A 23,729-nucleotide genomic window follows, 5' to 3' on the forward strand; every position below is an offset into this window, starting at 1 on the left:
CGGTACGCAGTACCTGATCGCCGTCATGCTTTGATTGTCAACGGCTTCTTGTCGGGCTCGGACGCGGCGCCACGCTGACCACGACGAGTGAGCGCGGCAACGGTCAGCAAAGTGAACGCCAGCACAGCGCAGACAGTCCGGACGACATGCGCAAGTTGCCAGCGATCGCGGATGTCCGCCCAGTCCGCCGGCGGAGTCTGCACCGACCAGTCCGCCTGATCGCCGTTGATCGGCACATTGATCGCCAGCGACGTGACAAACACCACCACCAGCAGCACGAACGCCGCCAGCACCAGCCATCGATCGTTGCCTCTGGCTTTGATGCTGAGGAACGCGACGATCACGGTGCAGACCAGCGCCGGGATCAATGTGGCAGACGCGAGATTGTCCAGCGAATCGAGCTCGACCAGCCGCACCTGCGTGTAAACCGAAGCGTTGTAAGCCCGCAAGGAGTGCTCGAGGACGAGAACCCCCAGCACGAAGCCAGAGAAGAGTCCGGCGAAAAGCACACTTGACCCACGCACCAGCCTGACGGTCATGCTCTCAGACATGACGGTCACCCGACCGTCTCGGTGGCCGGCGTGGAGCGGATGAGTTGGTCGATCGCAGTCACGAGTTCCGGCGCGCTGTCCTCCTGGATGAAGTGACCGGCGTTCATGATCACGACCTCTCGGGCGCCCGGGATCCCTTCTCGCAGCATCGTCCTCCCACCTCCGACCCCGTAGTCCCGCTCGGCGTGTGCATACAGGAACGGGACGGACGACTTCTTCAGGGCCGACCATGCCGCCCGGTTCGCCGGGGCTGCGGGGTCGAACGGCGTGATCGGGACCAGGAGCGGGAACTGACGGGCGCCCTGCAGATAGGTCTCGTCGGGGAAGGGCGCGTCGTACGCGGCCCGGACTGCCGGATCGAGCTCGGTCACCGTTCCGCGGTCCACAACCTTGCTCGGCTCGAACGGGTTCGCTCGCTGGCTGAGCTGCAGCCAGACAGCAAGCGGGCCTTCGGGGTCCTGATCGCCGGTGGGTAGCGAGGTGTTCGTGGCCACGACGCGCCGGAACCTGTCCGGGTGCTCGGCCAGCAGGCGCAGGCCCAGGAGGCCGCCCCAGTCGTGGCAGACCAAGGTGATGTCGTTGAGGTCCAGCCGGTCGAAGACTATCTCGCGGAGCCAGTCGAGATGAGCTTGATAGGTGTAGGCGAATCGGTCGGTGGGCTTGTCGGACTTGCCAAATCCGACCAGGTCCGGGGCGATGCAGCGATGCCCGGCGGCGACCAGCGGCGGGATGATCTGCCGGTAGAGGTAGCTCCACGTCGGCTCGCCATGTAGGAGCAGCACCGTCTCCCCCGACGCTTCGTCCTGAGCCGGCTGTTCGTCGACGTAGTGGACACGCAGCCTGGCCCCGGAACCATCGCCGGCGTCGATCGCGACGTAATGCGGTTCGAACGGGTAGTCGAGCAGCCCTTCGAAGCGGGCGTCCGGCGTGCGGCGGATGTCGATCGTCATGACGCCTCCGGCTGAAATGCGTCCGCGTGGTCGGCGACCCACTGGGCGAATGTCCGGCCGGGGCGGCCGAGGATCTGCTCCACCTCGTGCGTGACGGTTGCGGGCTGTCCGGCGCCGCGCGCGTACCTGGCCATGAGTGCGGTGACGAAAGCCTCCGGCAGTCCGTTGGCGACCATTCCGCGGGCGGCCGCCTCGGGCGGCACCTCCTGGAAGCTGAGCGGACGGTCGACCACCGCGCCGATCACGGCGACCATCTCCTCGTGGGTCAGCGACTGCGGGCCCGTGACTGAGACCCGACGACCGTCCAGGTCGTCGCCGAGCAGTGCATGACTGATGACGGCGGCTAGGTCCAGTTCATGGATCGGTGCCTCGGCGAAGTTCGCGTACGGCGCTCGAACGACGTCGCCGGCGCGGACCTGGGCGCCGAACACACCGATTGCGTTGATGGCGAACGAACTGGCCCGCACGGCGACCCACGGGAGTCCGCTGCCCACGACCTCGTCCTCGACCTCCTTGTTGAGGTCGCCGTTCATGCGCGACGGCTGGTACGCCGGGTCATCGTCGACGTTGATCGCCGACAGCGTGACGACCCGCCGTACGCCTTTCTCTGCGGCCAGCGCCAGCAACTTCCCCGCGTTCTCACCGACGGCGCGTGGGTGCACGAAGAGCGCATCGACACCTTCCAGCGCGGCTGCGAGACTCTCCGGCCGGGTCAGATCGGCAACGACGGTCTCGACGCCCGCCGGCAGCGGCGCCGTTCCAGCGGTCCGTGTGACGGCACGGATGCCGGCGCCCCGGCTCTTGAGTGTTGCGACGAGCGTTCGGCCAACCAGGCCGGTCGCTCCAGTGATCAGAATCATCCTCGGTCCCTCTCTCAGCTGCCGACTGCAGCACCGATCTCACTTTGGTATTCTGTAAGTCATATTACACGTTGATCGTACTATATGGAGTCAAGGCAGAGCCTAAGGGCTTTCCAGGCAGCGGGTTTGATCTGCGAATGTCTTGATCGCGGCTGCGACCAGTGCGGGGTGGCTGAGTTGGGGGTTGTGGCCGGCGGTGGGAATGGTGGTGAGGTTGGTCGTGCCGTCAGGCGCGGCGAATGGATCCTGGTCGCCCACGATGAGATGTGCGGGCACGCGGCACGAGCGCAGCAGTTCGCGGGGGTTGGATCTTTCGGCTCTCTGTTGGGCGTCGTGTAGCCATTGGGCGGTGCGGCGGGCTGCCCCTGGCCGGCGCAGGTGCGTTGCCGCGGACTCGATTGCGTGGCGGGCAGCTTGGGTTTCCGGTGAGCCGATGCCGTCCGGGTCGAGGCTGGCGGGTCCGAGCAGGGATTGCGCGAGTTGAGCGACCGTTGCGCGTCGGAGCATTGTGGCGCCGATGGGGACGGTGCGCAGGGACCAGGTGGGTCGTTGTTGCAGGAAATAGGGCGAGACGAGGACAACACCCGCTATCCGGTCTGGGTGGTCGGCGGCATACCGTAGTACGGGGCGCTGCGGCAGCGGAGTGGTCGATCACCAGCGGGCGGGAGCGTACCGGGGTCCGGGACGATCGGGCCACCGAGTGGCGGTGCGATCGAGTACGCCGTCCGTGGAATCGGGCAATGCGCGGTCGGCCAAGGCGACGGCTTCGATCGCCGTCAGGTCGCTCGGCCGGTCGTAGGCGGGCCAGGTCAACTCATGCTCGGGAGGGGTTCACAGGAACCGCCTTCGGGACAGCGCCACTGCTCGGTTCGGTCAGGGGGCTCTGAGTGCGGTGGTGTCGAATGCGACCAGGGAGTCCACGACAACTCCGTCGCGGATCGTCATCCGGTCGATGCCTTCCCACTCGGCCGGCTCGTCGTTGACGGTGGCGAATCCGCGCCAGCTGATGAAGAGGGTCTCGCCTTCTTGGGCGTGACCGGTCACTTCGAGGCGGAGGTCGGGGAATCGTGCGATTGTTCCGGCGACCCGTGCGGCCCAGGCGTCCGCACCGGTGATCGGCGCTGCCTGCCCGGGCCACCGGAGCACGATGTCGGGGTGGGTCAGCTCGCGGACTGCTTCAGGGGTCGGTTGCGACCAGAAGGTCGCCCAGCGGTTCACGAAGTCGGGCATCGGATCTCCTTGGTTGTCGCGCCACTCGGGGAGGCGCTTCTCGGCAATTTAGCAACCGATCGATCGGTCTGTAAAGGCGATCGATCGGTTGCTAAGCTGTGGCCATGAGTCCTCGACGATCAGCCATGGATGCGCAGGCGACCCGCTCGAGGATCATCGAGGCGGCTGTTGCGATGGCGTCGAAGGAGGGGTTGGAGGGCGTCACCATCGGCCGTCTGGCTCTCGAGTTGAAGATGAGCAAGGCCGGCATCCTGGGTCATTTCGGCACGAAGGAGTCGTTGCAGCTGGCCACGTTCGACGCGGCGGTGGAGTCGATGCGTCATCAGGTGCCGGACAAAGTCGGGGCTCTTCCCGCTGGTCGGGATCGGCTGTTGCGGTTGTGTGACGCCTGGATCTCGTACCTCGAAGCGCAACAAGCGGCGGCGGGTGGTTGTCTGTTGATCGCGGCTGCCGCTGAGTTCGAGGGACGACCGGGCGCCGTGCGTACGGCGGTGCTGTCCGCGTCGAGTGGTTGGCACGCCCTGCTCACCGGCGAGATCCAGGCCGCCATCGAGACCGGGGAGCTCCCGGCAGACACCGACCTGACTCAGCTCGTCTTCGAGCTCAACGGCGTGGCCCTCAGCGCCAACCAGGCAATCCAGTTGCACCGCGACCGGGCAGCCGGCGAGCGCGCCCGCCGCGCCATCCACAAGATCATCCCCGACTCCGAAGAGACAGGCGCCAGGCCGACCCGGACGCCTACGCGTCGTAGCCGAGCGCAGGTGCGCGGGCGGTAGCACTGGAAATCAGCCACAGGCGCGCGAACCTCTGATGCCGTTGGGACCGCCGGTCCTTCTCACCATGCCGCCTTCGATCGGTGGGTGGAGTGGTATCGGTCGACGAGATGAAGGTCGTTGCCTTCGGCAAGGAGAGAGCCGAGGCCGCCCTGGTGCAACGGCTGGACTTCGTATTGAACCCTCTAGCGGACGCCGAGAAGGCCGGCCTCCGCCGCGCGCCCCAGCTCGCGCTCGCGGCCAGGCGCGCTCGGCCTCGGCAAACTGCTCGACGGCATCGCCGGGGTTGCTGCAGCAGCCGCGACAGCCGGATCACCTCTGCCGCAACACGATCCTTGGGCATCTTGGTGACCAACGGCAGGACGGCACGAAGTGCATTCACCCGGCCACTGATGTGATCCAGCACCCGAGACCACCGCGACAGCTCGGTGTCGATCGCAACATCGACCAAGGGTCGCGCGAAACTCAACGCGCGGCTCAGGCGATCGGCGCCATACTCCGAGGCGAACAGCGATGACGGGTCGTGGCCAGCCGGGAGCTCGGCGCACAAAACGTCGCGAAACACCGCCGACAATGGACCCAGCCAGCGGATCGCAGCCGACCTCCCGGCTGCATCCCCATCGGTCGCCACGATCACAATGTCCGAGGTCGCTCTGTGGCTCAGTAAGTTGCTCTGCTCAACCGACAGTCGCGTTCCGGCACCGGCGACGCCCGCCCATCCGCACCGGGTAAGCCGACTCAACCGGTCAACGGCCAACGCATCGGTCGGCCCCTCGACCAGGACGGGAATGCCGCCTCTCGCAAGGAGTTTCCTCTGCTCCCCCAGGCCGACGAGCGTCTTCGACTTCTCGTAGATCGGTGTCGTGGACGTGTTCAAGTACTTGACCAACTGCCCACGTCCCCTGCCGACAAAGCCGACACATCGGACGCTCTGTCGTGGGCAACGAACATCAGCCGATCCTTGAACTGATCGATCATGTAGCCGTTGTGCGTAACCTTCGCCAAGCCGGCATCAAGCAGAACCTTGTCGTCGAAGCCTTTCCGGCGAAGGTGATCGATCAACCCCGACCACGCATCGGGCGCGTACCCGACCGGTCAGCTCGAATTCCACGCCAGCACATGATCGAGTCGCCGCGCCCGGAGATACTCAACGGGCCAACTAGGTCTCTGCAGCAACGCCCGACGATAGAACGCCGCAGCTTCGCGGTGGGCCTCGATCAGCCTTGCGCGCTCACTCACTGCCCAGCCACCTACGCTGCTTGTCGCGTCCACCCTCGCCAACGCGCATCAGTCCTCCTGCCCTTCGACCGTCGGGTATCAACCACCAACCGTGCCGATCGAACCCGCGCGACAGAACCGGGATCTCAATTCAAGGAGTCCTGGATCAGGCGGCAGTCGCACAGAGCCGCGGAAATCTGCGTAAGGTCGCTGGCCCGCGGTACCGGCCACGGTTCGCGGAAGGAATTCGATTCTCGACACCGGTGTGCTGAGTCAGCGCTCGCAGAAGGGGCGCGGCCGGACTTAGCTCAGGGCTGAGGGACATGCCCTCGCCGCCGCCAAACAGCCTGACCCGCCACGGCCCGAACGCCTACAGAATGGAGCCGCGAAGACGGCGCTCGAGGGAAGCGCCTAAACGAGGAACTATCTCGGCGGGACATCTCGGACGCCCGCTCTAGCTGGTCCGTTGCCGTGGCTGGAGAGCTCCCATGGCGCGTCGAGTCAGCGCCCGCTTCCACCTCGGCGGATACCTCGTTCCGCGCAAGTCGCTGATGGAGCTCTCAGGGATCTGTCGGCCGGGTTGGCACGTCGGTGTACCACTGCCACCAGCCCAGACCGCGCCTGCGCGCATCTCGGCTCATTTCCCCGTCTCATCGAGCTCTGACCTGCACAGATGCGGTCACCCAAGCCCTTTGAGCAACTGGCGGGCCATCACGATGCGCTGGACCTGGTTGGTGCCTTCGTAGATCTGGGTGATTTTGGCGTCGCGCATCATGCGTTCGACTGGGTAGTCGTGGGTGTAGCCGTAGCCGCCGAGGAGTTGTACTGCGTCGGTGGTGACCGCCATCGCGACGTCGGAGGCGAAGCACTTGGCGGCGGCGCCGAAGTAGGTGAGGTCGGAGTCGCCGCGCTCGGAGCGGGCCGCGGCGGCGTAGGTGAGCTGGCGGGCCGCCTCGATCTTCATGCCCATGTCCGCGAGCATGAACTGCAGGCCCTGGAACTCGGCGATCGGCTTGCCGAACTGCTTGCGCTCCTTGACGTACCCGAGGGCGTAGTCGAGCGCGCCCTGCGCGATGCCGAGCGCCTGGGCCGCGATCGTCACGCGGGTGTGGTCCAGCGTCGCCATCGCGGTGCTGAAGCCGGTGCCGGGGGCGCCGATCATCCGGGACGCGGGGATCCGGACGGCGTCGAAGTACACCTCGCGGGTCGGCGAGCCCTTGATGCCGAGCTTCTTCTCCGGCGCGCCGAAGGAGACGCCGTCGTCGGACTTCTCGACCACGAAGGCGCTGATCCCCTTCGACCGGGCGTCCGGGTCCGTCACCGCGAAGACCGTGTAGAAGTCACTCACGCCGGCGTTCGTGATCCAGCGCTTCACACCGTTCAGCACGTACTCCGAACCGTCGGCCACCGCGCGGGTCTTCATCGAGACGGCGTCCGAGCCTGCCTCGGGCTCCGACAGGCAGTACGAGAACATCGAGTCACCCGCGGCCACCGGCGGCAGGTACTTCTCCTTGACCTCGTCCGACCCGGTCAGCAGCAACGGCAGCGAGCCGAGCTTGTTCACCGCCGGGATCAGCGAGGTGGACGCGCAGGCGCGGGCCACCTCCTCGATCACGATCACGGTGGCGAGTGCGTCCGCCCCGGCGCCGCCGTACTGCTCGGGGATGTGCGGGGCGTGGAAGTCCGACGCCTTGAGCGCGTCGTACGACGCATTGGGGAACTCGGCGAGCTCGTCGACGTCGCCCGCGTGCGGGGCCACCTTCGCGTCGCAGACGTCGCGAACGGCCTCGCGGATCGCCTGGTGCTCCTCGGACAGCGCGTACAGGTCGAATGAGTTACTCACGAGTTGCAATGTACGACGAATCGCCCGCCGCCGGGACCCGGCGTACCCGGAAAGTGACCAACAGCGCACCCTCGCGGCGCCCCGTGGCCATGAGCCTGTCATCAGCTGCTCACCGGCATCGGTAGAGTCGCGGGCATGACTGAAGGCACGCCCACCAGCGACCGACCGCTGCGGATCGCGGTGATCGGCACGAACTACCTCGGCGCCAACACCGCCGCCGGAATGGCCGAGTTCGGCTTCGACGTGATCGGCGTCGAGATCGACGAGCATCGGCTGAAGCTGCTCAACGACGGCAAGGCTCCGCTGTACGAACCAGGGCTGGATCCGCTGCTGAAGAAACACGTGGACTCCGGCCGGCTACGCTTCACCAAGGACTACGCCGAGATCGCCGACTGGGCCGACGTGCACTTCATCTGCGTGGGCACGCCGCAGACCGAGGGCAGCGACGCCGCCGACCTGTCCCAGGTGAACTCGGTGGTCGACATGCTCGCGCCGGGCCTGACCCGGCCGTGCCTGGTGGTCGGTCGCTCCACCGTCCCGGTCGGTACGTCGAAGGTGGTGGAGCGGCGGTTCCACACGGAGGCTCCCGCCGGCGAGGGCATCGAGATCGCCTGGCAGCCGGAGTTCCTCCGTGAGGCGCACGGCGTCGAGGACACCCTGCACCCGGACCGCCTCGTCTTCGGCGTCCAGACTCCGGCGGCGGAAGCCAGGATGCGCGAGGTGTTCGCCCGGCCGATCGCCGAGGGCACCCCGGTGGTGGTCTGCAACCGGCCCACCGCAGAGCTGGTGAAGGGCGGCGCGAACGCCTTCCTGGCCACGAAGATCTCCTTCATCAACGCGCTCGCGGAGATGGCCGACGCGGCCGGCGCGGACGTCACCCAGCTGGCCGACGCGCTCGGCCACGACAAGCGGATCGGGCGCGGCATGCTGAACGCGGGCCCCGGGTACGGCGGGGGCTGCCTGCCCAAGGACCTGCGTGCGTTCATGGCCCGGGCGGGTGAGCTCGGCGTCGAGGAGGTGATCACGTTGCTCCGCGAGGTCGACGACATCAACCAGCGCCGCCGCGGCCGGATCGTCGACGTGGTGCACGAACTGCTCGGCGCCGAATGGGTCGGCAGGAAGGTCACCGTGCTCGGCGCCGCGTTCAAGGCCGGCACCGACGACGTCCGGGACTCGCCCGCACTCGACGTGGCCGGCCGGATCCAGCTGCACGGCGCGACCGTCACCGTCTACGACCCGGAGGCGATGGAGAACGCGCGCCAGGTCCGCCCGACGCTGCGGTACGCCGCCTCCGCGGCCGAGGCCTGCGAGGGCGCACACCTGGTCCTGCACCTCACCGAGTGGCCCGAGTTCCGCGAGCTCGACCCGGCCGCGCTGCGGGGTGCCGTCGAGAATCCGGTAGTGGTCGACGCGAGGCTGTCCCTCGACTCGAAGAAGTGGCGCGACGCCGGCTGGACCTACAAGGCCCCCGGCAAGCCGTAGTACCGCAAGAGCTGGGGCTCACGATCCTGTGAGCCCCAGCTCTTGCGTTGAGCTAGGCGACGGCGGCGTTGCGGAGGACGGGGCGGGTCAGGGCGATCAGGCCGAGCAGGACCGAGGCGACGCCGATGCCGAGGCAGACGCCCGTGATGCCAACGCTCGGCACGTCCGCGAACGTGCCGAGCACCGGGTTCATCACCACCAGCGCGAGGCTCTGGCACAGCACCACGACGGACTGCAGGCGCGACTGGTACTCGCGCTCCACCGAGTTCATCAGCAGCGGCAGCACGTGGCCCGTGAACGTCCCGACACCGATGCCGCTGACCACACCGGCCGCGATCGTCAGCGGCAGCGGATCCAGCACCGACAGCCCCAGCAGCCCGACGCCGGCCAACAGCAGTCCGAAGGCGGCGAACATACCGGGCCGCGGGAAGGCGCCGCGGGTGAGGATGCGTAGCGCAATCACGCCGACGCCCAGGCTGCGGCTGGCCACCAGCAGACCAGCGGTCGATGCGTCCCAGCCGTGAGCCCTTGCCAGCAAGGGCAGCAGCAGGGCGTCCAACGGCATCAGCAGACCTGCCGCCACCGTCATCGTGATCAGCAGCGCGCGGGTCAGCGGGCGGCCGAAGGCCATCCTGATGCCGTCCGCGATCGAGCGGAACATGCCCGTGCGGGGACCCGTCTGCTCCGGCGCGGGCTCCCGCAGTACGAGCAGGACGACGATCATCACGCCGAAGGTCAGCGCGTCGAACCCGGACGCCGCCGTCAGGCCCGACCAGCTCACCAGCACGCCGCCGACCGCCGTACCGGTGACGGCGAAGACGACGCCGGTCACCTGGAAGCTCGCCAGCGCCCGCGGCACCTGCTCCGGCGGCACCAGCAGCCGTGGCATCGACCGGGCCGACGGCAGGAAGAACGCGTCGATCACGCCGACGACGAGCGCGGTCGCGAGCAGCAGCCAGACGGGCTCACCGACAGCCAGTGTGGCCGGCACCAACGCCAGCGTGAGCAGGAACATCGCCGTACAACTGGCGAGCAGCACCTTGGGCGCGCCGTACCGGTCGCCGACGGCACCACCGATCAGCAACAGGGCGGCGCGGGGCGCGGCGGCCACGAGGAGCACCAGCCCGGCGGTCCGGCCACCGTGCTGGCTGGCGGACCATCCGATGGCGAACGTCATCGTCAGGTCGCCGAGGAGGGACACAGCGGCGCCGAACAGCCAGATCCAGTAGCGGACCGGGATGCGCTGTGTGTCCGGTTCTGCGGGCGGAGTCACGATCGACGACCTTAGACGACAATGGACGGGATCACACGGCTACCCTGCCCGAGGCTGTGGAAACTGGGAACGGTCAGGATCTACGCAACTCTTCCGCGCCATCACGGACGGTGCTTCCCTTCGCCCGGGCCAGCTCGGCCAGGCTCTCCTGGAAGGCGCTCATCCGGTCCAGCAACTTCTCGTCATGCGTGGCCAGGATCCGTACCGCGAGCAGCCCCGCGTTGCGGGCGTTCCCGATCGACACGGTGGCCACCGGGACCCCGGCGGGCATCTGCACGATGGACAGCAGCGAGTCCATCCCGTCCAGGTACTTCAGCGGCACCGGGACGCCGATCACCGGCAGCGGGGTCACCGCGGCGAGCATGCCGGGTAGATGCGCGGCGCCACCGGCCCCGGCGATCAGCACCTTCAGCCCGCGCCCGTGCGCCGCGCGGCCGTATTCGATCATCTCCACCGGCATCCGGTGCGCGGAGATCACGTCGGCCTCGAAGGGCACGTCGAACTCGACACACACCTCCGCCGCCGCCTTCATCGTCGGCCAGTCCGAGTCGGACCCCATCACGATTCCCACGCTCATGCTGCCAGTCCTCCGTCGGTGGTGCCGGTCATTCGTCGATCGTGCCGGTCAGGTACGCCGCCGCGTGCCGCGCGCGCTCGCGGGTCTCCTCCAGGTCGTCCCCGTACGCCGTGACGTGGCCGATCTTGCGCCCCGGCTTCACGGACTTCCCGTAGAAGTGGACCTTCAGCCCGGGATCACGCGCCATGCAGTGCAGGAGCCCGAGGTGCATGTCCTCCACATCACCACCGAGCACGTTCACCATCACCGTGTACGGCGCACGCGCCGCGGGTGACCCGAGCGGCAGGTCCAGCACTGCGCGCAGGTGGTTCTCGAACTGGCTGGTGACGGCGCCCTCGATCGACCAGTGGCCGGTGTTGTGCGGGCGCATCGCGAGCTCGTTCACCAGCAGCCGGCCGTCGCGGGCCTCGAACATCTCGACCGCGAGGATCCCGACCACGCCGAGCTCCTTGGCGATCCGCAGCGCGGTCTGCTGGGCCTGCGCTGCCCGGTCCGGCGCGAGACCCGGCGCGGGCGCGGTGACCTCGACGCAGATCCCGTCCTTCTGCACGGATTCCACCACCGGGTAGGCGACCGCCTGGCCGTGCGGCGACCGCGCGACCACCGCGGACAGCTCGCGGACGAAGTCGACCTTCTCCTCGGCGAGGATCGGCACCGTCGCCCGGAACGCCTCCTCGGCGGTCGGGTCGTCGGCACTCTCAGCCACCCAGACGCCCTTGCCGTCGTATCCGCCGCGGGTGGTCTTCAAGATGATCGGGAAGCCGCCGATGCGCTTGGCGAAGTCCTCGACATCCGCCTTGGACGCGACCACCTGGTGCGCCGGCGCGGGGGCGTCGAACACGTCCAGCCGCTGCCGCATCACCGCCTTGTCCTGGGCGTGCACCAGTGCGTCCGGACCCGGCCGCACCTTGACCCCGTCCGCCTCGAGCTGCCGGAGCAGGTCGGTCGGAACGTGCTCGTGGTCGAACGTGACCACGTCCGCCTCGGCGGCGAACCGGCGTACGGTCTCGGGGTCGCGGTAGTCGCCCACGGGCGCGTCGGCGACGGCCTGCGCGGCGGACACCGCCGGCCCCTCCGCGAGCACCCGCAACTGGATCCCCAGCGCCACCGCCGCCTCCTGCGTCATCCGCGCCAGCTGACCACCCCCGACCATGGCGACCACGGGAGTCCCGACGGGTAGATCTTTCCGCTCGAACTTCACGGGTGGAGCCTAATGTGCTGACAACAGGCGGTACGCCGGGGGCTGGTTCGGCGCGCGGCGGATTTCGGGGTCGGACCGGTTGCCGGGTACCGTGGGAAACCGCCCTGACCAGTAGTCCGTGTTCACAGAGAGTTTCCTGGACCGTTGAAGATCGTCACAAGGCTGTACCGCCAGGTCGAGCACCTGGTGCACGAAGTAGCCAAGTTCGGTCTGGTCGGACTGCTCGGCATGGTCGTGGACCTGCCGATCTACAACTGGCTCGTCTTCGACAACCCCCTCGTGTTCGGTACGCCGGGCGACGGCATGCTGCACCACAAGCCGCTGACCGCGAAGGTGATCTCGGTCACGGTGGCCACCGTCGCGACGTACCTGGGCAACCGGCACTGGACCTGGAGGCACCGGGAGCGCACCGGGCTGCACCGCGAGTACGTGCTCTTCTTCGTGCTGAACGGCATCGGCCTGCTGATCGCGGCCGCCTGCCTCGGCTTCTCCCGCTACGTCCTCGACCTGCACAACGCGCTGGCCGACAACATCGCCGCGAACGTCATCGGCCTGGGGCTGGGCACATTGTTCCGCTTCTGGTCGTACCGCAAGTTCGTCTTCCGCGAGGAGATCGAACTGGACGAGGCGGAGCACCCCAAGGCCCCGGACAGCCCGGCCGCCCTGGACGCCGAGAGCACCGGCGACCTCCCGGTCATCCGCTGACTCTCACGTCACTGTTCGGCTCGAGCCTCGATGCAGATCAAGGTCTGCTGGCCCGCTGCCACGAGCGACCGCTGCGTGCCCTGGACGCCGAACACCTCCAGTTGGCACACGGTCAGCGTCCGTCCGGACCTGAGCACCTTCCCGACTGCCTCGAGGTGTTCACCTTCGGCCGGTGCGAGCAGGTTGACCTTGTACTCGACGGTGAGGACCGAGGTGTTCTCGGGGAACAGCGTGAAGGCCGCGTAGCCGCCCGCACTGTCCGCGATCGCGCTGGTGGCACCGGCGTGGAAGTAGCCGTGCTGCTGGGTCACCTCCGGCCGTGCAGGCAGCACAATGTGCACCTGTCCTGATCCGATGTGGCTCAGGCGGGCTCCGAGATGAGCCATCAGCCCCTGGCGTTCGAAACTGGCTCTGATGCGGTCCTGCACCTCTGGGGTCGCCTGCTCCCGTCCCTGGTCTTCCACGAATCTCCTCGAGAGACGCCTGCCGGCTTCCCAGCCTCAGTTAGCGGCGATCGTTGTCGTCGGAGCTGAAGAGGGTTTCGGCGTCCGGCTCGGCGGGCTGCTGCTGACGGGGACGGCGTTGCAGGTGCTCCGGCGGGGCCTCGTCGTCGAGGATGCCGTCGCCGGGCTTGCCCTCGGGGCCGCCGAAGAGCAGGTCGGACATCTGCAGGTGCATGTGCTCCACGTGCGGCACGTCCGGCAGGATCACCTGGCCGCGCTCACCGGCGGACTCGATCTGCAGCGTCCCGCAGCCGAGGATCCGGTCGATCAGGCCGTGCTCGTAGGACACGTCGTTGATCCGCATCAGCGGGATGTCGCGCCCGGTCCGGGTGAGGATGCCGTGCCGGGTGATCAGCCGCCGGTTGGTCAGCGTGTAGGTCGAGAAGAACCAGTTCAGGAACGGTTTGGCGCCGAACACGAGCAGCACCACCAGGCCGACCACGCCGATCGCGATCCGGCCCGGGGTCTGCAGGCCGCCCTGAGGCACGATCGCGGCCAGGAAGCCGCCGCCGGCCGCCACCACGAGCAGCAGGAAGACCGGGAAGATCAGCGCCTTCCAGTGCGTCCGGGTGCTGACGACGACGTACTCGTCCTCACCCAACAACTTCGCCGAGATCGCCATGGCTCCAGTCTCACAGTTCCCGGGGCCGCTGTCGCCGCCCGACACGATCAGGCGGGGACGGCCCCACTGATGGTTGAACCTTAACTAATTTGATGCTTCACAAAATGGATACAGTCCGCAAAGATGCGCGAGGGGGTTACCACGCGGGTACGTGGCGTGACCGTCGGGGGGCTGGACAACTAGGAGAGCAGTGATGGGCAACTTGTCGATCCTCGATCGGGAGCACACCGTCGCGCCGCCGGGCTACAGCCGCTGGCTGATCCCGCCGGCCGCCCTGGCGGTCCACCTGTGCATCGGTCAGGCATACGCGACCAGCGTCTACAAGACCTCGATGGTCAAGCACTTCGATGCCGGCCAGACTCAGATCGGGATCATCTTCAGCATCGCGATCGTGATGCTCGGCCTGTCCGCCGCGGTCGGCGGCACCTGGGTCGAGCGCAACGGGCCGCGCAAGGCGATGTTCGTGTCCGCCTGCTTCTGGGCCAGCGGCTTCCTGGTCGGCGCCCTGGGCATCGGGACCGGACAGCTCTGGCTGGTCTACCTGGGCTACGGCGTGATCGGCGGCATCGGGCTGGGGATCGGCTACATCTCCCCGGTGTCCACGCTGATCAAGTGGTTCCCCGACCGGCCGGGCCTGGCGACCGGCCTGGCGATCATGGGGTTCGGCGGCGGCGCTCTGGTGGCCAGCCCCCTGTCGCGCCAACTGCTCAGCCTGTACGACGACGGCTACGACCCGGACAACTCCGCGTCGGTGGCCGGAGGTGGTGCGCTGGTCGCGCTGTTCCTCACCCTCGGCATCGGCTACTTCGTCGTGATGATGTTCGGCGTGTTCAACATCCGCGTTCCCGCCGAGGGCTGGAAGCCGGACGGGTTCGACCCGGCCAAGGTGGAGACGAAGGCCCTCGTCACCACCGCGAACGTGTCGGCCGCGAACGCGATCAAGACCCCGCAGTTCTGGCTCCTGTGGGTGGTCCTGGCCTGCAACGTCACCGCCGGCATCGGCATCCTCGAGCAGGCCAGCCCGATGATCCAGGACTTCTTCCGCGGTGACGACGGCAAGTCGTCGGTCGCGGTGGCCGCCGCCGCGGGCTTCGTCGGGCTGCTGTCGATCTTCAACATGGGCGGGCGGTTCGCCTGGTCGACGACCTCCGACGTCATCGGCCGCAAGCCGATCTACCTGATGTACCTGGGCGTGGGCATGATCGCCTACTTCCTGCTGGCGACGGTCGGCCACAACAGCACGGCGATCTTCGTCCTGCTGGCGGCGGTGATCATCTCCTTCTACGGCGGCGGATTCGCGACCGTTCCCGCCTACCTGCGCGACCTGTTCGGCACCTACCAGGTCGGCGCCATCCACGGCCGGCTGCTGACCGCCTGGTCCGTGGCGGGCATCGCCGGACCGCTCATCATCAACGGCTTCCTGGACCGGGAGGGCAAGCCGGGAACGCTGACGGCCGAGGCCTACCGGCCGGCGTTGTTCACCATGATCGGCGTGCTCGCGATCGGCTTCATCGCGAACCTGCTGATCCGCCCGGTCGCGGCCCGGTTCCACGAGCAGAGCAAGGAAACAGCATCGGAGGCAGCGAAATGAACCAGACTCCCCGTCTCGTCGTCTCCTGGGCGCTGGTCGCGGTACTACTCGGCTACGGCGTGATCCAGACGCTCGTCACCGCGGCCAAGCTCTTCACCCACTAGTACGCAAGTGAGTCACATCGCCGGCGGCCAGCGGACGAGGGCCGTCGGCGGTGTCGACCACCAGGCGGCCGTCCGCGTCCATCTCCTTGGCCGTGCCCTCCAGGAAAGTGCCGTCGGGTAGTTCCACCCGGACGGAGCGCCCGAAGGTGGCTGACAGTTCGGTGTACTCCGGCAGGATCACCGCGGGATCCCCGGCGGCATCCACCCAGGTCTGGTACCGCGTCGCCAGCTCGCGCAGTACGGCGGCCATCACCGTCGCGCGATCCGTGGTCGCGGCGCCTTCCAGGGCGAGCGAGGTCGCCGCCGGGTGGGGGCGCTCGTCCTCGCGCAGGGTGACGTTCAGGCCGATGCCCACGATCGCGGCCGGGCCGTCCACCCGTTCCAGCAGGATTCCCGCCAGCTTGCGGTCCTCCACCAGAACGTCGTTGGGCCACTTCACCTGCGCCGGGATCTCCCCGACACGGCGTACGGCTGCAGCGACGGCCAGCGGGACCAGCAGGCCCAGCCACGGCCAGCGGACAGCCGCGACAGCCGTCGGGCGCAACAGAGCCGACATGAGCAGGGCAGAGCGAGCCGGAGTCGTCCAGGTGCGGCCCAGCCGCCCACGGCCCGACGACTGGTACTCCGCCGCGACCACCAGCCCCTCGGCCACTCCAGCGCGTGCTGCCGCCGCCACGACCGCGTTGGTCGACTCCGTTTCGGCCAGTACGTCGATCTGGCTCCACAGGGAGCCGGGACGGACCAGCCGCGCCTGCAAGAACCGCGCGTCGAGCGGCGGCCTGTCCAGGTCCTCGAACATCAGCCGGTGTTCTGCAGGCCGGCAGCAACGCCTGACACGGTCAGCAGCAGCAACCGCCTGGTCCGGACGATCTGCTCCTCGTCCAGCGAGTCATCCGTCCGCAGCGTCCGCAGGGCTCGCAGCTGGAGGTAGCTGAGCGCGTCCACATACGGGTTGCGCAGCTCGACCGCGCGGCCGAGCACCCGGCGGCCACTGAGCAGCCGATCCCCGCCGAGCACCTTCAGCACCCACTGGGTGGTCAGCTCGTGCTCGTCCAGCATCTGCTGGGTGAGGTCCTGGCGGTCGCCCAGCTCGAGGTAGCGCCCGAGGATGCGCCGGTCCGTCTTGGCCAGCGACATCTCGGCGTTCTCCAGCATCACCTGGAACAACGGCCAGTTCTTGTTCGCGTCCTGCAGTACTGCGACGTCGCCGACGGCGGCCAGGGCGGAACCGAGTCCGTACCAGCCCGGGGCGTTCACCCGGGCCTGCGACCAGGCGAAGACCCACGGGATCGCCCGCAGATCCTCCAGGCTCGACACGGCCACCCCGCGTCGCGCCGGCCGGGACCCCAGCGGCAATTGCCCGAGCTCCTCCAGCGGGGTCACCCGGCCGAACCACTCTGCGAATCCCGGGGCCTTCACGAGCCGGTGGTACGTCGTACGGGAGGCCTCGTCCATGGTCTTCTCGACGACGGCGAACCGGTCGGCCGCAGCGGCGGCACGCTCCTCGATGGCAGGGGTGGAGGCCAGCAGGGTCGCGGCCGTCACCTGCTCGATGTGGCGCTGGGCGATCGCGGCGTTGCCGTAGCGGGCGGGGATCGCCTCGCCCTGCTCCGTGAGCTTGAACCGGCCCGCGACCGAGCCAGGAGCCTGGGCGAGCACCGCGCGGTTCGCGGGACCGCCGCCACGGCCCAGGGCGCCACCCCGGCCGTGGAACAGGGTCAGCCGGATCGCGTTGCGCTGCGCCCACGCGGTGATCCGCGCCTGCGCGTCGTACAGGGCCAGCGTGGCCGAGACCGGACCGACGTCCTTGGCGGAGTCGGAGTAGCCCAGCATGACCTCGAAGCGCCGGTCGTTGGCCGTGAGGCGGTGCCGGACCCGGGTGAGCTGGATCGCGTTGTCCAGCACCTCCACCGAGTTCTGCAGGTCCTCACCGGTCTCGAACAGCGGTACTACGTCCAGCTCGATCGGGCGGCCGTCCATCGCGGCGTCGGCCAGCTCGTAGACGGCCGCGAGGTCCCCGGCGTTGCGGGTGAACGACACGACGTACCGGCGGCAGGCCTCGGGGCCGAAGCGCTGCTGGATCTGGCCGATCACCCGAAGGGTGGCCAGTACTTCCTCTGTCTGGTCGGAGAGCTCGCCACCGCCGAGCACATCCTCGAGCGCCTTCGTGTGCACCGACGAGTGCTGCCGGACCTCGAGCTCGGCCAGGTGGAACCCGAACGAGCTCACCTGCCAGATCAGCTGCTGCAGCTCGCCGTACGCCTGGCGCGGAGCTCCGGCGGACACCAGAGAGTCCTGCAGCACCTTGAGCTCGTGCAGGAAATCAGTGGCGCGGGGGTAGCCGAAGTCGGCGTCCCGGGCCCGAGTGGCGGCCAGTCGGCGTGCCGCGAGCAGCAACAGCTGGCGGTGCGGCTCGGACGGCGACCGGGTCTCGATGTCGGCGATCAGGTCGGGGTTGACCGCGCGGGCGTCCTCCAGGATCCGCCGGACCGGCGCGGACGGCGGAGTGGTCGCCGAGTCCAGGGTGAGGGCGCGGCCGAGCTGGTCCGTGGCGCCCTCGAGGGCGCGCAGTACGTGGTCGGCCTGGATCTGCATGGCCTCGCGGGTGACCGCGGCGGTGACGTTCGGGTTGCCGTCCCGGTCGCCGCCGATCCACGAGCCGAGCCGGACGAACGGCGCTACCACGGGCTGCTTGGTGCCGGCGGTCTCCCCCGCGAGCGCGTCGTCGAGCCGCCGGTAGACGTTGCCCACGACATCGAACAGGGTCTCCTCGAAGACCGCCATCGCCGAGCGGACCTCGTCCAGCGGGGTCGGCCGGCTGGTCCGCAGCTGCGAGGTGCGCCAGAGGATGTCGATCTGCTCGACCAGGCGGCGCCGGTTCTCGGCCAGCTCGCTGTCGCCGGTCCGCGGGTCGCTCCGCTCCTCCAGCAGCGTCGAGATCCGCCGGATGGTCGCCAGTACCGCGCGCCGCCGGGCCTCGGTGGGATGGGCGGTCAGCACCGGGCGGAACTCGAGCCCGTTGAGCAGAGCCCGGGCCTGCTGCTCCCCGGACTCCAGCGAGATCTTCTCGACCGCCTGGGCAAGCTCCGACACCGACGGCGCGTCACCCGCGCGGTCGCGCTCGCGCAGTACGCGGGCGCGGTGCAGCTCCTCGCTCAGGTTGGTCAGGTGGAAGTAGCAGGTGAAGGCGCGGGCGACGTCCTCGGCGCGCTCGTGCGGCCAGGTGGCGACCAGCCGCTCGGCTCCCTCGCCGTCGCCGGCGATGGTCAGCTCGCGGAGCCTCTCGACGTCGTCCAGCAGCGGCTGGCCGGCGTACTCGACCAGGACGCGGCCGAGCAGCTCGCCGAGCAGGCGCACGTCGGCACGCAGTTCCTCGGGGACTTCGAAACGTGCGCGGGTACGGGTGCGGGCGTTCGCCTGACTGCCGGTCTCGGTCACGTTCGCCCACGATATCCGTGGCCGCACACTCTCGCCTCCCAGTCCGACCAGTGAGCGACAACCGTGACCTAGCGTGACCAAGAGTGGGGGTGACGCGACAGTAACGACCTGGACCGGGCGGCCGGGGCTAGACGTTGCCGAAGCCGCCGCCGACGACCTGGGAGACCACCTTGGCGAGCTGGGCCGGGGTCCGGTCGGTGCCGTCGACAACGAGCATCCGGGCGCAGGCCTCGGTCATCGAGGCGAGCATCTCGGCGAGCACCGGCAGGTTCGCGTCCGGCTCGGTGACCCCCGGCAACGATTGCACAAGGGTCAGCCGCAAACCCTCCACCAGGAAGGCGCGAGCGGCCCGGACCCGGTCGGCCACGGCGGGCGCCGCGCCGTACTGGGCGCCGAAGACGATCCGCCAGGACTGTGGCGACTTGGCCGCCGTCTCCAGGAACGCGGTCAGGCCCTCGAGCACATGCTCCTCCGGCGTACCGACGGTCGGGTCGGCCGGCAGCGCGGCCATGATCGAGAGGACCAGGTGCTGCTCCTCGCGGGCCAGCAGCGCGAGCAGCAGTTCGTCGCGGTTGGCGAAGGAGTCGTAGACGACCGGCTTGGTGACACCGGCGGCGTCGGCCACGGACTGCATCGTCGTACCGGCGAAGCCGCGCTCGGAGAAGACCTCGAGGGCGGCGTCCAGGATCAGCGGGCGCCTGCGCTCCGGACCCAGGTGCGCGGCGCGGCGGCGAGGTTCCGCAACCGGGTCTTCAGGGCTGACCACTTGACAAAGCTATCAGGCCGTAGGAAATTCCTACGGTCTGGTAGGAACTGCCGTGGGAGGTCCTGGATGGCCGAACGTGGCAGCGCGCGGTGGCTGGAGTCGGACGACTTCACCGCCCTCGGCAGGGCCGAAGTCACCCGGCTGGTCGACCGGACCTCGGAGCGAGAACTCCGGCATCGGCTCATCGGGGGTGTGCGAGAGGTCGCGTTGGACGAGATCTTTCGCCGGATGCCGGAGTACCCGCGATCTCGGTCCGGACCGACCCGGCCACGCTGCTCAAGATTGTCACCGGCAACGAGGACCCCGTGCTCGCAGTACTGAAACAGCGTCTCTCGGTCCGGGGCGACCTGGCCCCGGCCGCCCGCCTCACCAAGCTGGTCGTCGTCGGCCCGACCGCCTCCTGCTGACCGGCCCGCACTACGCCCGGTGTGGCCATCGTCATCCGGCTGTGCCCGCCAAGTCGGTGCCGGGGAAGTTAGAGTGCCCGCTTATGGGAGAGACCGTGAATATCCACACCACCGCCGGGAAGATCGCGGACCTGGAGCACCGGCTGGACGAGGCCGTGCACGCCGGGTCCGAGCGCGCGGTGGAGAAGCAGCATGCCCGGGGCAAGAAAACCGCCCGGGAGCGGATCGCGATGCTGCTGGACGAGGGCTCCTTCTCCGAGCTCGACGAGTTCGCCCGGCACCGCTCGACCGCGTTCGGCCTGGACGCCAACCGCCCGTACGGCGATGGCGTGGTGACCGGGTTCGGCACCATCGACGGCCGCCAGGTGTGCGTGTTCGCGCAGGACTTCACCGTCTTCGGGGGCAGCCTGGGCGAGGTGTTCGGGGAGAAGATCGTCAAGGTGATGGACCTGGCGATGAAGATCGGCTGCCCGCTGATCGGCATCAACGACTCCGGCGGCGCCCGCATCCAGGAAGGCGTCGTCAGCCTCGGCCTGTACGGCGAGATCTTCCGCCGCAACGTCCGCGCCTCCGGCGTGATCCCGCAGATCTCCCTGATCATGGGCCCCTGCGCGGGCGGCGCCGTGTACTCCCCAGCGGTCACCGACTTCACCGTGATGGTGGACGAATCGTCGTACATGTTCATCACCGGCCCTGACGTGATCAAGACCGTCACCGGCGAGGACGTCACCCAGGAAGAACTCGGCGGCGCCCGGACGCACAACACCAAGTCCGGCAACGCGCACTACCTGGGAAGCGACGAGGAAGACGCGATCGACTGGGTGAAGTCGCTGGTGTCGCACCTGCCGCAGAACAACCTCGAAGACCCGCCGGCCTTCGACGAGCCGGCCGACCTGAAGCCGAGCGAGACCGACCTGGCGTTGGATGCGCTGATCCCGGACTCGCCGAACCAGCCCTATGACATGCACACCGTGATCGAGGCGGTCGTCGACGACGCCGAGTTCCTCGAGGTGCAGGCGCTGTTCGCGCCGAACCTGATCGTCGGGTTCGGCCGGGTCGAGGGCCGCCCGGTCGGTGTGGTCGCGAACCAGCCGATGCAGCTCGCCGGCACCCTCGACATCGACGCCTCCGAGAAAGCGGCCCGGTTCGTCCGGACCTGCGACGCGTTCAACGTGCCGATCCTGACCTTCGTGGACGTGCCGGGCTTCCTGCCCGGCACCGACCAGGAGTGGAACGGCATCATCCGCCGCGGCGCCAAACTGATCTACGCGTACGCCGAAGCCACCGTCCCGATGATCACCGTGATCACCCGCAAGGCCTACGGCGGCGCCTACGACGTGATGGGGTCCAAGCACCTCGGCGCCGACATGAACATCGCCTGGCCGACCGCGCAGATCGCCGTCATGGGCGCCCAGGGTGCGGTCAACATCCTGCACCGCCGCGAACTCGCCGCCGCAACGGAAGCCGGCGACGACACCGAGGCCACCCGCCAGCAGTTGATCACCGAGTACGAAGACACCCTGGCCAACCCCTACATCGCGGCCGAACGCGGCTACATCGACGCCGTGATCATGCCCAGCGAGACCCGCGCGGAGATCATCCGCGCACTGCGCCTGCTCCGCACCAAGCGCGACACCCTCCCGCCCAAGAAGCACGGGAACATCCCGCTGTGATCACCCCGCACCCGACGGGAGGAACTCGATGACCGACTCGACCGAGACCCCAGCCGGCCAGCCACTGATCCAGGTCGTCAAGGGCAACCCGACCCCTGAGGAACTGGCCGCCCTGGTGGCCGTCATCTCCGCCCGAGCCGCCGCTGCGCCCGCGCCTACTCGGTTGCCGGACCACGCGAGCGACTGGGCGTCGTACTGGCGCAACGTACGCCGTCCCCTCCAACACGGCCCAGGTCGTTGGCGAGCCAGCGCTCATCCGTGACACTGGCGCTATGGCCAAGTACGAGGTCAACAAGGCGGCGGTGGAGGCTGCGCGGGGCTTGATCGAGGCCCGGCAGTACGTGCTGGACAGCGACTGGGGCGAGGTGCAGCCCGACGCCGAGGCGCAGAACGCGTTCCTGGACAAGCACGGGTGGGAGCAGTACGCGCTGTGGCATCTGGGGTTGACCGTCGGGCCCAACGACGAGACGAAGGCGCGGCATGCCTTTGTGTACGGGGACTTCCGGCGGGTGCACCGGAGCGGGCTGATCGCCTGCGTGTACCGCGCCGCCGAGTGGCGGCACAAGGATGTCGAGCTGGCCGCACATGACCTGCTGCAGCAGCTCGACGCCAAATCCGGCCTGGAGCCGTCCTCCGGTAGCTGAGGACTAACTCACGCTGGCCGGCGAGGCCTTGTAGGTGTTGCAGCTGGCGGGATTGCCGGTGACGAACGAGCGGCCCATGAAGCGCTTCTGGCTCGCCGGGCTGCCGTGGGTGCCCTTGCCCGGCTCGTCTCCGGCCGTGACGACCCACTTGTTCCATGCCTTGAGCAACGCCCCGTTGATCGGGTAGCTGCGCTTGTTCGCGGCCAGGAAGACCCCGGCGAAACAGTTCGCCTGCAGTTCGGTACGCCGTGACAGCAGCAGTTCGGCGGCGTAGCCGTTCGACTCGTACGACAGCCGCGTCTCCGCCTGCAGGATGCCGGTCAGGTTCTGCACGTGATGCCCGTACTCGTGGGCGATCGAGCGGGCGTACCACATTCGCGCGTAGGCCTTGGAGTCCGCGTCGGGGTACTGGTTGTACGACTTCACGAACACGTCGACCTTCATGTACATCATCTGGTTCGTCGGGCAGTAGAACGGCACGGAGACCGCTCCACCGCCGCACGGCGTGCTCACGCTGGTGCCCGCCCAGTACGACATCGCCGGCGCCTTGAACCGGTACCCCGCCTTGGCCACAGGCGCTGCCCAGGCCCGGTCGAGGCAGGGCTTGATCCGCGCCCAGTAGGCCGCCGCGTTCCTGGCGTTGTTCGGCCGAACGCCGGCTTCCTTGCAGTTGACCGTGCGCTGGACGCCGGTCCTGTACAGCTTGTTGTTCGCGACGATCGACAGGGGCGACGGCGGCGGCGTGGCCGGCTTCGTCGTGGTCGTCGTCGGCTGCGGCTCGCTCGGCTCGTCGGTGGGCTGCGACGTCGGCTCAGAAGACGTCGGCCCGTTCGTCGGCACGTTGTAGGTGGGCTGCGTGTAGGGGGTGTCGTTCGCGTTGTTCCGGATCACGCCGAACATCCACAGGCCGACGACGGCCAGCACGCAGCAGCTCAGGATCGCGATCAGCGGCCCCTTGGAGCGCTTCTTCCGCGGCAACTGCGGCTGCCAGCCCGGCTGGAACCCTCCCGGACCTCCAGGCCCGGACGGCGGCGCGAACCGCGGCCCCCAGCCGAACCCCTGCCCCTGGTGCGGCGCGACCGACGGCGGCCCGTAGCGGTACTGCGGCCGCTGGTACGACGACGGCTGGTACTGCGGCTGCGGCGGCTGCTGCGACTGGTACGGCGGCGCCGGCTGCTGCGGGGACGGCTGCTGCGGGGACTGGTACTGGGGGGACTGGTACTGCGGGGACTGGTACTGCGACGGACCCGGGTAGGGCGGCTGATTCGGCGGATACGGTCCGCTCGGCTGCTGACCGTGTGGCGGCTGCGACAACCCG

Annotated in this window: 24 protein-coding genes and 1 pseudogene; 9 read left to right on the forward strand and 16 right to left on the reverse strand. The window is 68.7% G+C overall.

Annotation, left to right across the window (positions count from 1 at the left end; translation table 11 throughout):
- Window positions 1-23 precede the first annotated feature (23 nt).
- From EV644_RS03420 to EV644_RS03440, 4 genes are all read right to left on the reverse strand, one after another.
- Window positions 24-551: an anthrone oxygenase family protein gene (locus tag EV644_RS03420; RefSeq protein ID WP_241997776.1), complete on the reverse strand. Its 528-nt coding sequence runs from the start codon at window positions 549-551 to the stop codon at window positions 24-26.
- 5 nt (window positions 552-556) lie between these two features.
- Entirely contained in the window at window positions 557-1,501 is a 945-nt protein-coding gene (locus tag EV644_RS03425; RefSeq protein ID WP_199239617.1) for a haloalkane dehalogenase, read from the reverse strand.
- The gene (locus tag EV644_RS03430) at window positions 1,498-2,361 is read right to left on the reverse strand and encodes an NAD(P)H-binding protein (protein ID WP_132187000.1); all 864 of its coding nucleotides are present in this window, start codon (window positions 2,359-2,361) and stop codon (window positions 1,498-1,500) included. The genes EV644_RS03425 and EV644_RS03430 overlap by 4 nt, the downstream gene beginning before the upstream one ends.
- A gap of 873 nt (window positions 2,362-3,234) precedes the next feature.
- Window positions 3,235-3,591 carry a nuclear transport factor 2 family protein gene (locus tag EV644_RS03440; protein ID WP_132186999.1) on the reverse strand — a complete coding sequence of 119 codons (357 nt, stop codon included), beginning with the start codon at window positions 3,589-3,591 and terminating at the stop codon, window positions 3,235-3,237.
- Between the two features lie 104 nt (window positions 3,592-3,695).
- Between EV644_RS03440 and EV644_RS03445 the strand changes: the two genes are divergently transcribed.
- The gene (locus EV644_RS03445; RefSeq protein WP_132186998.1) at window positions 3,696-4,367 is read left to right on the forward strand and encodes a TetR/AcrR family transcriptional regulator; all 672 of its coding nucleotides are present in this window, start codon (window positions 3,696-3,698) and stop codon (window positions 4,365-4,367) included.
- Here the strand turns inward: EV644_RS03445 and EV644_RS03450 are convergent.
- From EV644_RS03450 to EV644_RS03460, 3 genes and pseudogenes are all read right to left on the reverse strand, one after another.
- The gene (locus tag EV644_RS03450) at window positions 4,330-5,253 is read right to left on the reverse strand and encodes a toprim domain-containing protein (protein ID WP_132187611.1); all 924 of its coding nucleotides are present in this window, start codon (window positions 5,251-5,253) and stop codon (window positions 4,330-4,332) included. The genes EV644_RS03445 and EV644_RS03450 overlap by 38 nt on opposite strands.
- Window positions 5,238-5,444, reverse strand: a pseudogene (locus EV644_RS47655) (hypothetical protein); the annotation flags it as partial. The gene EV644_RS03450 and the pseudogene EV644_RS47655, both read right to left, overlap by 16 nt.
- An 817-nt stretch (window positions 5,445-6,261) precedes the next feature.
- Window positions 6,262-7,425: an acyl-CoA dehydrogenase family protein gene (locus EV644_RS03460; protein ID WP_132186996.1), complete on the reverse strand. Its 1,164-nt coding sequence runs from the start codon at window positions 7,423-7,425 to the stop codon at window positions 6,262-6,264.
- Window positions 7,426-7,560: 135 nt separating this feature from the next.
- Between EV644_RS03460 and EV644_RS03465 the strand changes: the two genes are divergently transcribed.
- Window positions 7,561-8,907 carry a UDP-glucose dehydrogenase family protein gene (locus tag EV644_RS03465; protein WP_132186995.1) on the forward strand — a complete coding sequence of 449 codons (1,347 nt, stop codon included), beginning with the start codon at window positions 7,561-7,563 and terminating at the stop codon, window positions 8,905-8,907.
- 52 nt (window positions 8,908-8,959) lie between these two features.
- On the opposite strand, the gene EV644_RS03470 is transcribed toward EV644_RS03465, so the two are convergent.
- The 3 genes from EV644_RS03470 to EV644_RS03480 form a co-directional block, all read right to left on the reverse strand.
- Window positions 8,960-10,180 (reverse strand): MFS transporter, encoded by a 1,221-nt coding sequence (locus EV644_RS03470; protein WP_132186994.1) that lies wholly within the window; start codon window positions 10,178-10,180, stop codon window positions 8,960-8,962.
- Between the two features lie 73 nt (window positions 10,181-10,253).
- The gene (purE, locus tag EV644_RS03475) at window positions 10,254-10,757 is read right to left on the reverse strand and encodes a 5-(carboxyamino)imidazole ribonucleotide mutase (RefSeq protein WP_132186993.1); all 504 of its coding nucleotides are present in this window, start codon (window positions 10,755-10,757) and stop codon (window positions 10,254-10,256) included.
- A 28-nt stretch (window positions 10,758-10,785) separates the two neighbouring features.
- On the reverse strand, window positions 10,786-11,958 hold the full coding sequence (locus EV644_RS03480; RefSeq protein WP_132186992.1) for a 5-(carboxyamino)imidazole ribonucleotide synthase: 1,173 nt from the start codon (window positions 11,956-11,958) through the stop codon (window positions 10,786-10,788).
- A gap of 144 nt (window positions 11,959-12,102) precedes the next feature.
- Here EV644_RS03480 and EV644_RS03485 point away from each other — a divergent pair, with 144 nt between their 5' ends.
- A complete protein-coding gene (locus EV644_RS03485) occupies window positions 12,103-12,663 on the forward strand; it encodes a GtrA family protein (protein ID WP_132186991.1) in 561 nt (186 codons plus the stop codon).
- A gap of 8 nt (window positions 12,664-12,671) precedes the next feature.
- Here EV644_RS03485 and EV644_RS03490 read toward each other — a convergent pair whose 3' ends face one another.
- Together EV644_RS03490 and EV644_RS03495 are read right to left on the reverse strand one after the other, a co-directional pair.
- Window positions 12,672-13,127: a PaaI family thioesterase gene (locus EV644_RS03490; protein WP_132186990.1), complete on the reverse strand. Its 456-nt coding sequence runs from the start codon at window positions 13,125-13,127 to the stop codon at window positions 12,672-12,674.
- A 40-nt stretch (window positions 13,128-13,167) separates the two neighbouring features.
- Window positions 13,168-13,788, reverse strand: coding sequence for a PH domain-containing protein (locus tag EV644_RS03495; RefSeq protein WP_132186989.1), 621 nt, complete (start codon window positions 13,786-13,788; stop codon window positions 13,168-13,170).
- 193 nt (window positions 13,789-13,981) lie between these two features.
- On the opposite strand from EV644_RS03495, the gene EV644_RS03500 reads away from it, so the two are divergent.
- Both EV644_RS03500 and EV644_RS48140 read left to right on the forward strand, forming a co-directional pair.
- Window positions 13,982-15,379, forward strand: a complete 1,398-nt coding sequence (locus tag EV644_RS03500) for an OFA family MFS transporter (protein ID WP_132186988.1) — start codon at window positions 13,982-13,984, stop codon at window positions 15,377-15,379.
- Window positions 15,376-15,483 carry an MFS transporter small subunit gene (locus EV644_RS48140; protein WP_417498489.1) on the forward strand — a complete coding sequence of 36 codons (108 nt, stop codon included), beginning with the start codon at window positions 15,376-15,378 and terminating at the stop codon, window positions 15,481-15,483. Before EV644_RS03500 ends, EV644_RS48140 begins: the two co-directional genes overlap by 4 nt.
- On the opposite strand, the gene EV644_RS03505 is transcribed toward EV644_RS48140, so the two are convergent.
- The 3 genes from EV644_RS03505 to EV644_RS03515 form a co-directional block, all read right to left on the reverse strand.
- Entirely contained in the window at window positions 15,473-16,282 is an 810-nt protein-coding gene (locus tag EV644_RS03505; protein ID WP_132186987.1) for a biotin--[acetyl-CoA-carboxylase] ligase, read from the reverse strand. The two genes, EV644_RS48140 and EV644_RS03505, sit on opposite strands and share 11 nt — an antisense overlap.
- Window positions 16,282-18,921, reverse strand: a complete 2,640-nt coding sequence (locus tag EV644_RS03510; protein ID WP_132186986.1) for a phosphoenolpyruvate carboxylase — start codon at window positions 18,919-18,921, stop codon at window positions 16,282-16,284. The genes EV644_RS03505 and EV644_RS03510 overlap by 1 nt, the downstream gene beginning before the upstream one ends.
- A gap of 127 nt (window positions 18,922-19,048) precedes the next feature.
- Complete coding sequence (locus EV644_RS03515) at window positions 19,049-19,687, reverse strand: TetR/AcrR family transcriptional regulator (RefSeq protein ID WP_132186985.1); 639 nt, start codon at window positions 19,685-19,687, stop codon at window positions 19,049-19,051.
- An 89-nt stretch (window positions 19,688-19,776) separates the two neighbouring features.
- Between EV644_RS03515 and EV644_RS03520 the strand changes: the two genes are divergently transcribed.
- The 4 genes from EV644_RS03520 to EV644_RS03535 all read left to right on the forward strand — a co-directional run bounded on the left by EV644_RS03520 (window position 19,777) and on the right by EV644_RS03535 (window position 22,411).
- Window positions 19,777-20,094: an SCP2 sterol-binding domain-containing protein gene (locus EV644_RS03520; protein WP_158292733.1), complete on the forward strand. Its 318-nt coding sequence runs from the start codon at window positions 19,777-19,779 to the stop codon at window positions 20,092-20,094.
- A gap of 83 nt (window positions 20,095-20,177) precedes the next feature.
- Window positions 20,178-21,767, forward strand: coding sequence for an acyl-CoA carboxylase subunit beta (locus tag EV644_RS03525; protein ID WP_132186983.1), 1,590 nt, complete (start codon window positions 20,178-20,180; stop codon window positions 21,765-21,767).
- A gap of 28 nt (window positions 21,768-21,795) precedes the next feature.
- Entirely contained in the window at window positions 21,796-22,029 is a 234-nt protein-coding gene (locus EV644_RS03530; protein WP_132186982.1) for an acyl-CoA carboxylase subunit epsilon, read from the forward strand.
- 10 nt (window positions 22,030-22,039) lie between these two features.
- Window positions 22,040-22,411, forward strand: coding sequence for a hypothetical protein (locus tag EV644_RS03535; protein WP_132186981.1), 372 nt, complete (start codon window positions 22,040-22,042; stop codon window positions 22,409-22,411).
- 3 nt (window positions 22,412-22,414) lie between these two features.
- Here EV644_RS03535 and EV644_RS03540 read toward each other — a convergent pair whose 3' ends face one another.
- The gene (locus EV644_RS03540) at window positions 22,415-23,725 is read right to left on the reverse strand and encodes a neutral zinc metallopeptidase (protein WP_158292734.1); all 1,311 of its coding nucleotides are present in this window, start codon (window positions 23,723-23,725) and stop codon (window positions 22,415-22,417) included.
- Window positions 23,726-23,729: the final 4 nt, after the last annotated feature.

The sequence above is a fragment of the Kribbella orskensis genome, assembly GCF_004342085.1.
GTDB lineage: Bacteria > Actinomycetota > Actinomycetes > Propionibacteriales > Kribbellaceae > Kribbella > Kribbella orskensis.

Coding starts and splice junctions, on each gene's coding strand:
- EV644_RS03505 (WP_132186987.1), bottom strand. CDS start 16,282: ATGTTCGAGGACCTGGACAGGCCGCCGCTCGACGCGCGGTTCTTGCAG.
- EV644_RS03420 (WP_241997776.1), bottom strand. CDS start 551: ATGTCTGAGAGCATGACCGTCAGGCTGGTGCGTGGGTCAAGTGTGCTT.
- purE (WP_132186993.1), bottom strand. CDS start 10,757: ATGAGCGTGGGAATCGTGATGGGGTCCGACTCGGACTGGCCGACGATG.
- EV644_RS03430 (WP_132187000.1), bottom strand. CDS start 2,361: ATGATTCTGATCACTGGAGCGACCGGCCTGGTTGGCCGAACGCTCGTC.
- EV644_RS03530 (WP_132186982.1), top strand. CDS start 21,796: ATGACCGACTCGACCGAGACCCCAGCCGGCCAGCCACTGATCCAGGTC.
- EV644_RS03525 (WP_132186983.1), top strand. CDS start 20,178: ATGGGAGAGACCGTGAATATCCACACCACCGCCGGGAAGATCGCGGAC.
- EV644_RS03465 (WP_132186995.1), top strand. CDS start 7,561: ATGACTGAAGGCACGCCCACCAGCGACCGACCGCTGCGGATCGCGGTG.
- EV644_RS03425 (WP_199239617.1), bottom strand. CDS start 1,501: ATGACGATCGACATCCGCCGCACGCCGGACGCCCGCTTCGAAGGGCTG.
- EV644_RS48140 (WP_417498489.1), top strand. CDS start 15,376: ATGAACCAGACTCCCCGTCTCGTCGTCTCCTGGGCGCTGGTCGCGGTA.
- EV644_RS03440 (WP_132186999.1), bottom strand. CDS start 3,591: ATGCCCGACTTCGTGAACCGCTGGGCGACCTTCTGGTCGCAACCGACC.
- EV644_RS03495 (WP_132186989.1), bottom strand. CDS start 13,788: ATGGCGATCTCGGCGAAGTTGTTGGGTGAGGACGAGTACGTCGTCGTC.
- EV644_RS03500 (WP_132186988.1), top strand. CDS start 13,982: ATGGGCAACTTGTCGATCCTCGATCGGGAGCACACCGTCGCGCCGCCG.
- EV644_RS03535 (WP_132186981.1), top strand. CDS start 22,040: ATGGCCAAGTACGAGGTCAACAAGGCGGCGGTGGAGGCTGCGCGGGGC.
- EV644_RS03445 (WP_132186998.1), top strand. CDS start 3,696: ATGAGTCCTCGACGATCAGCCATGGATGCGCAGGCGACCCGCTCGAGG.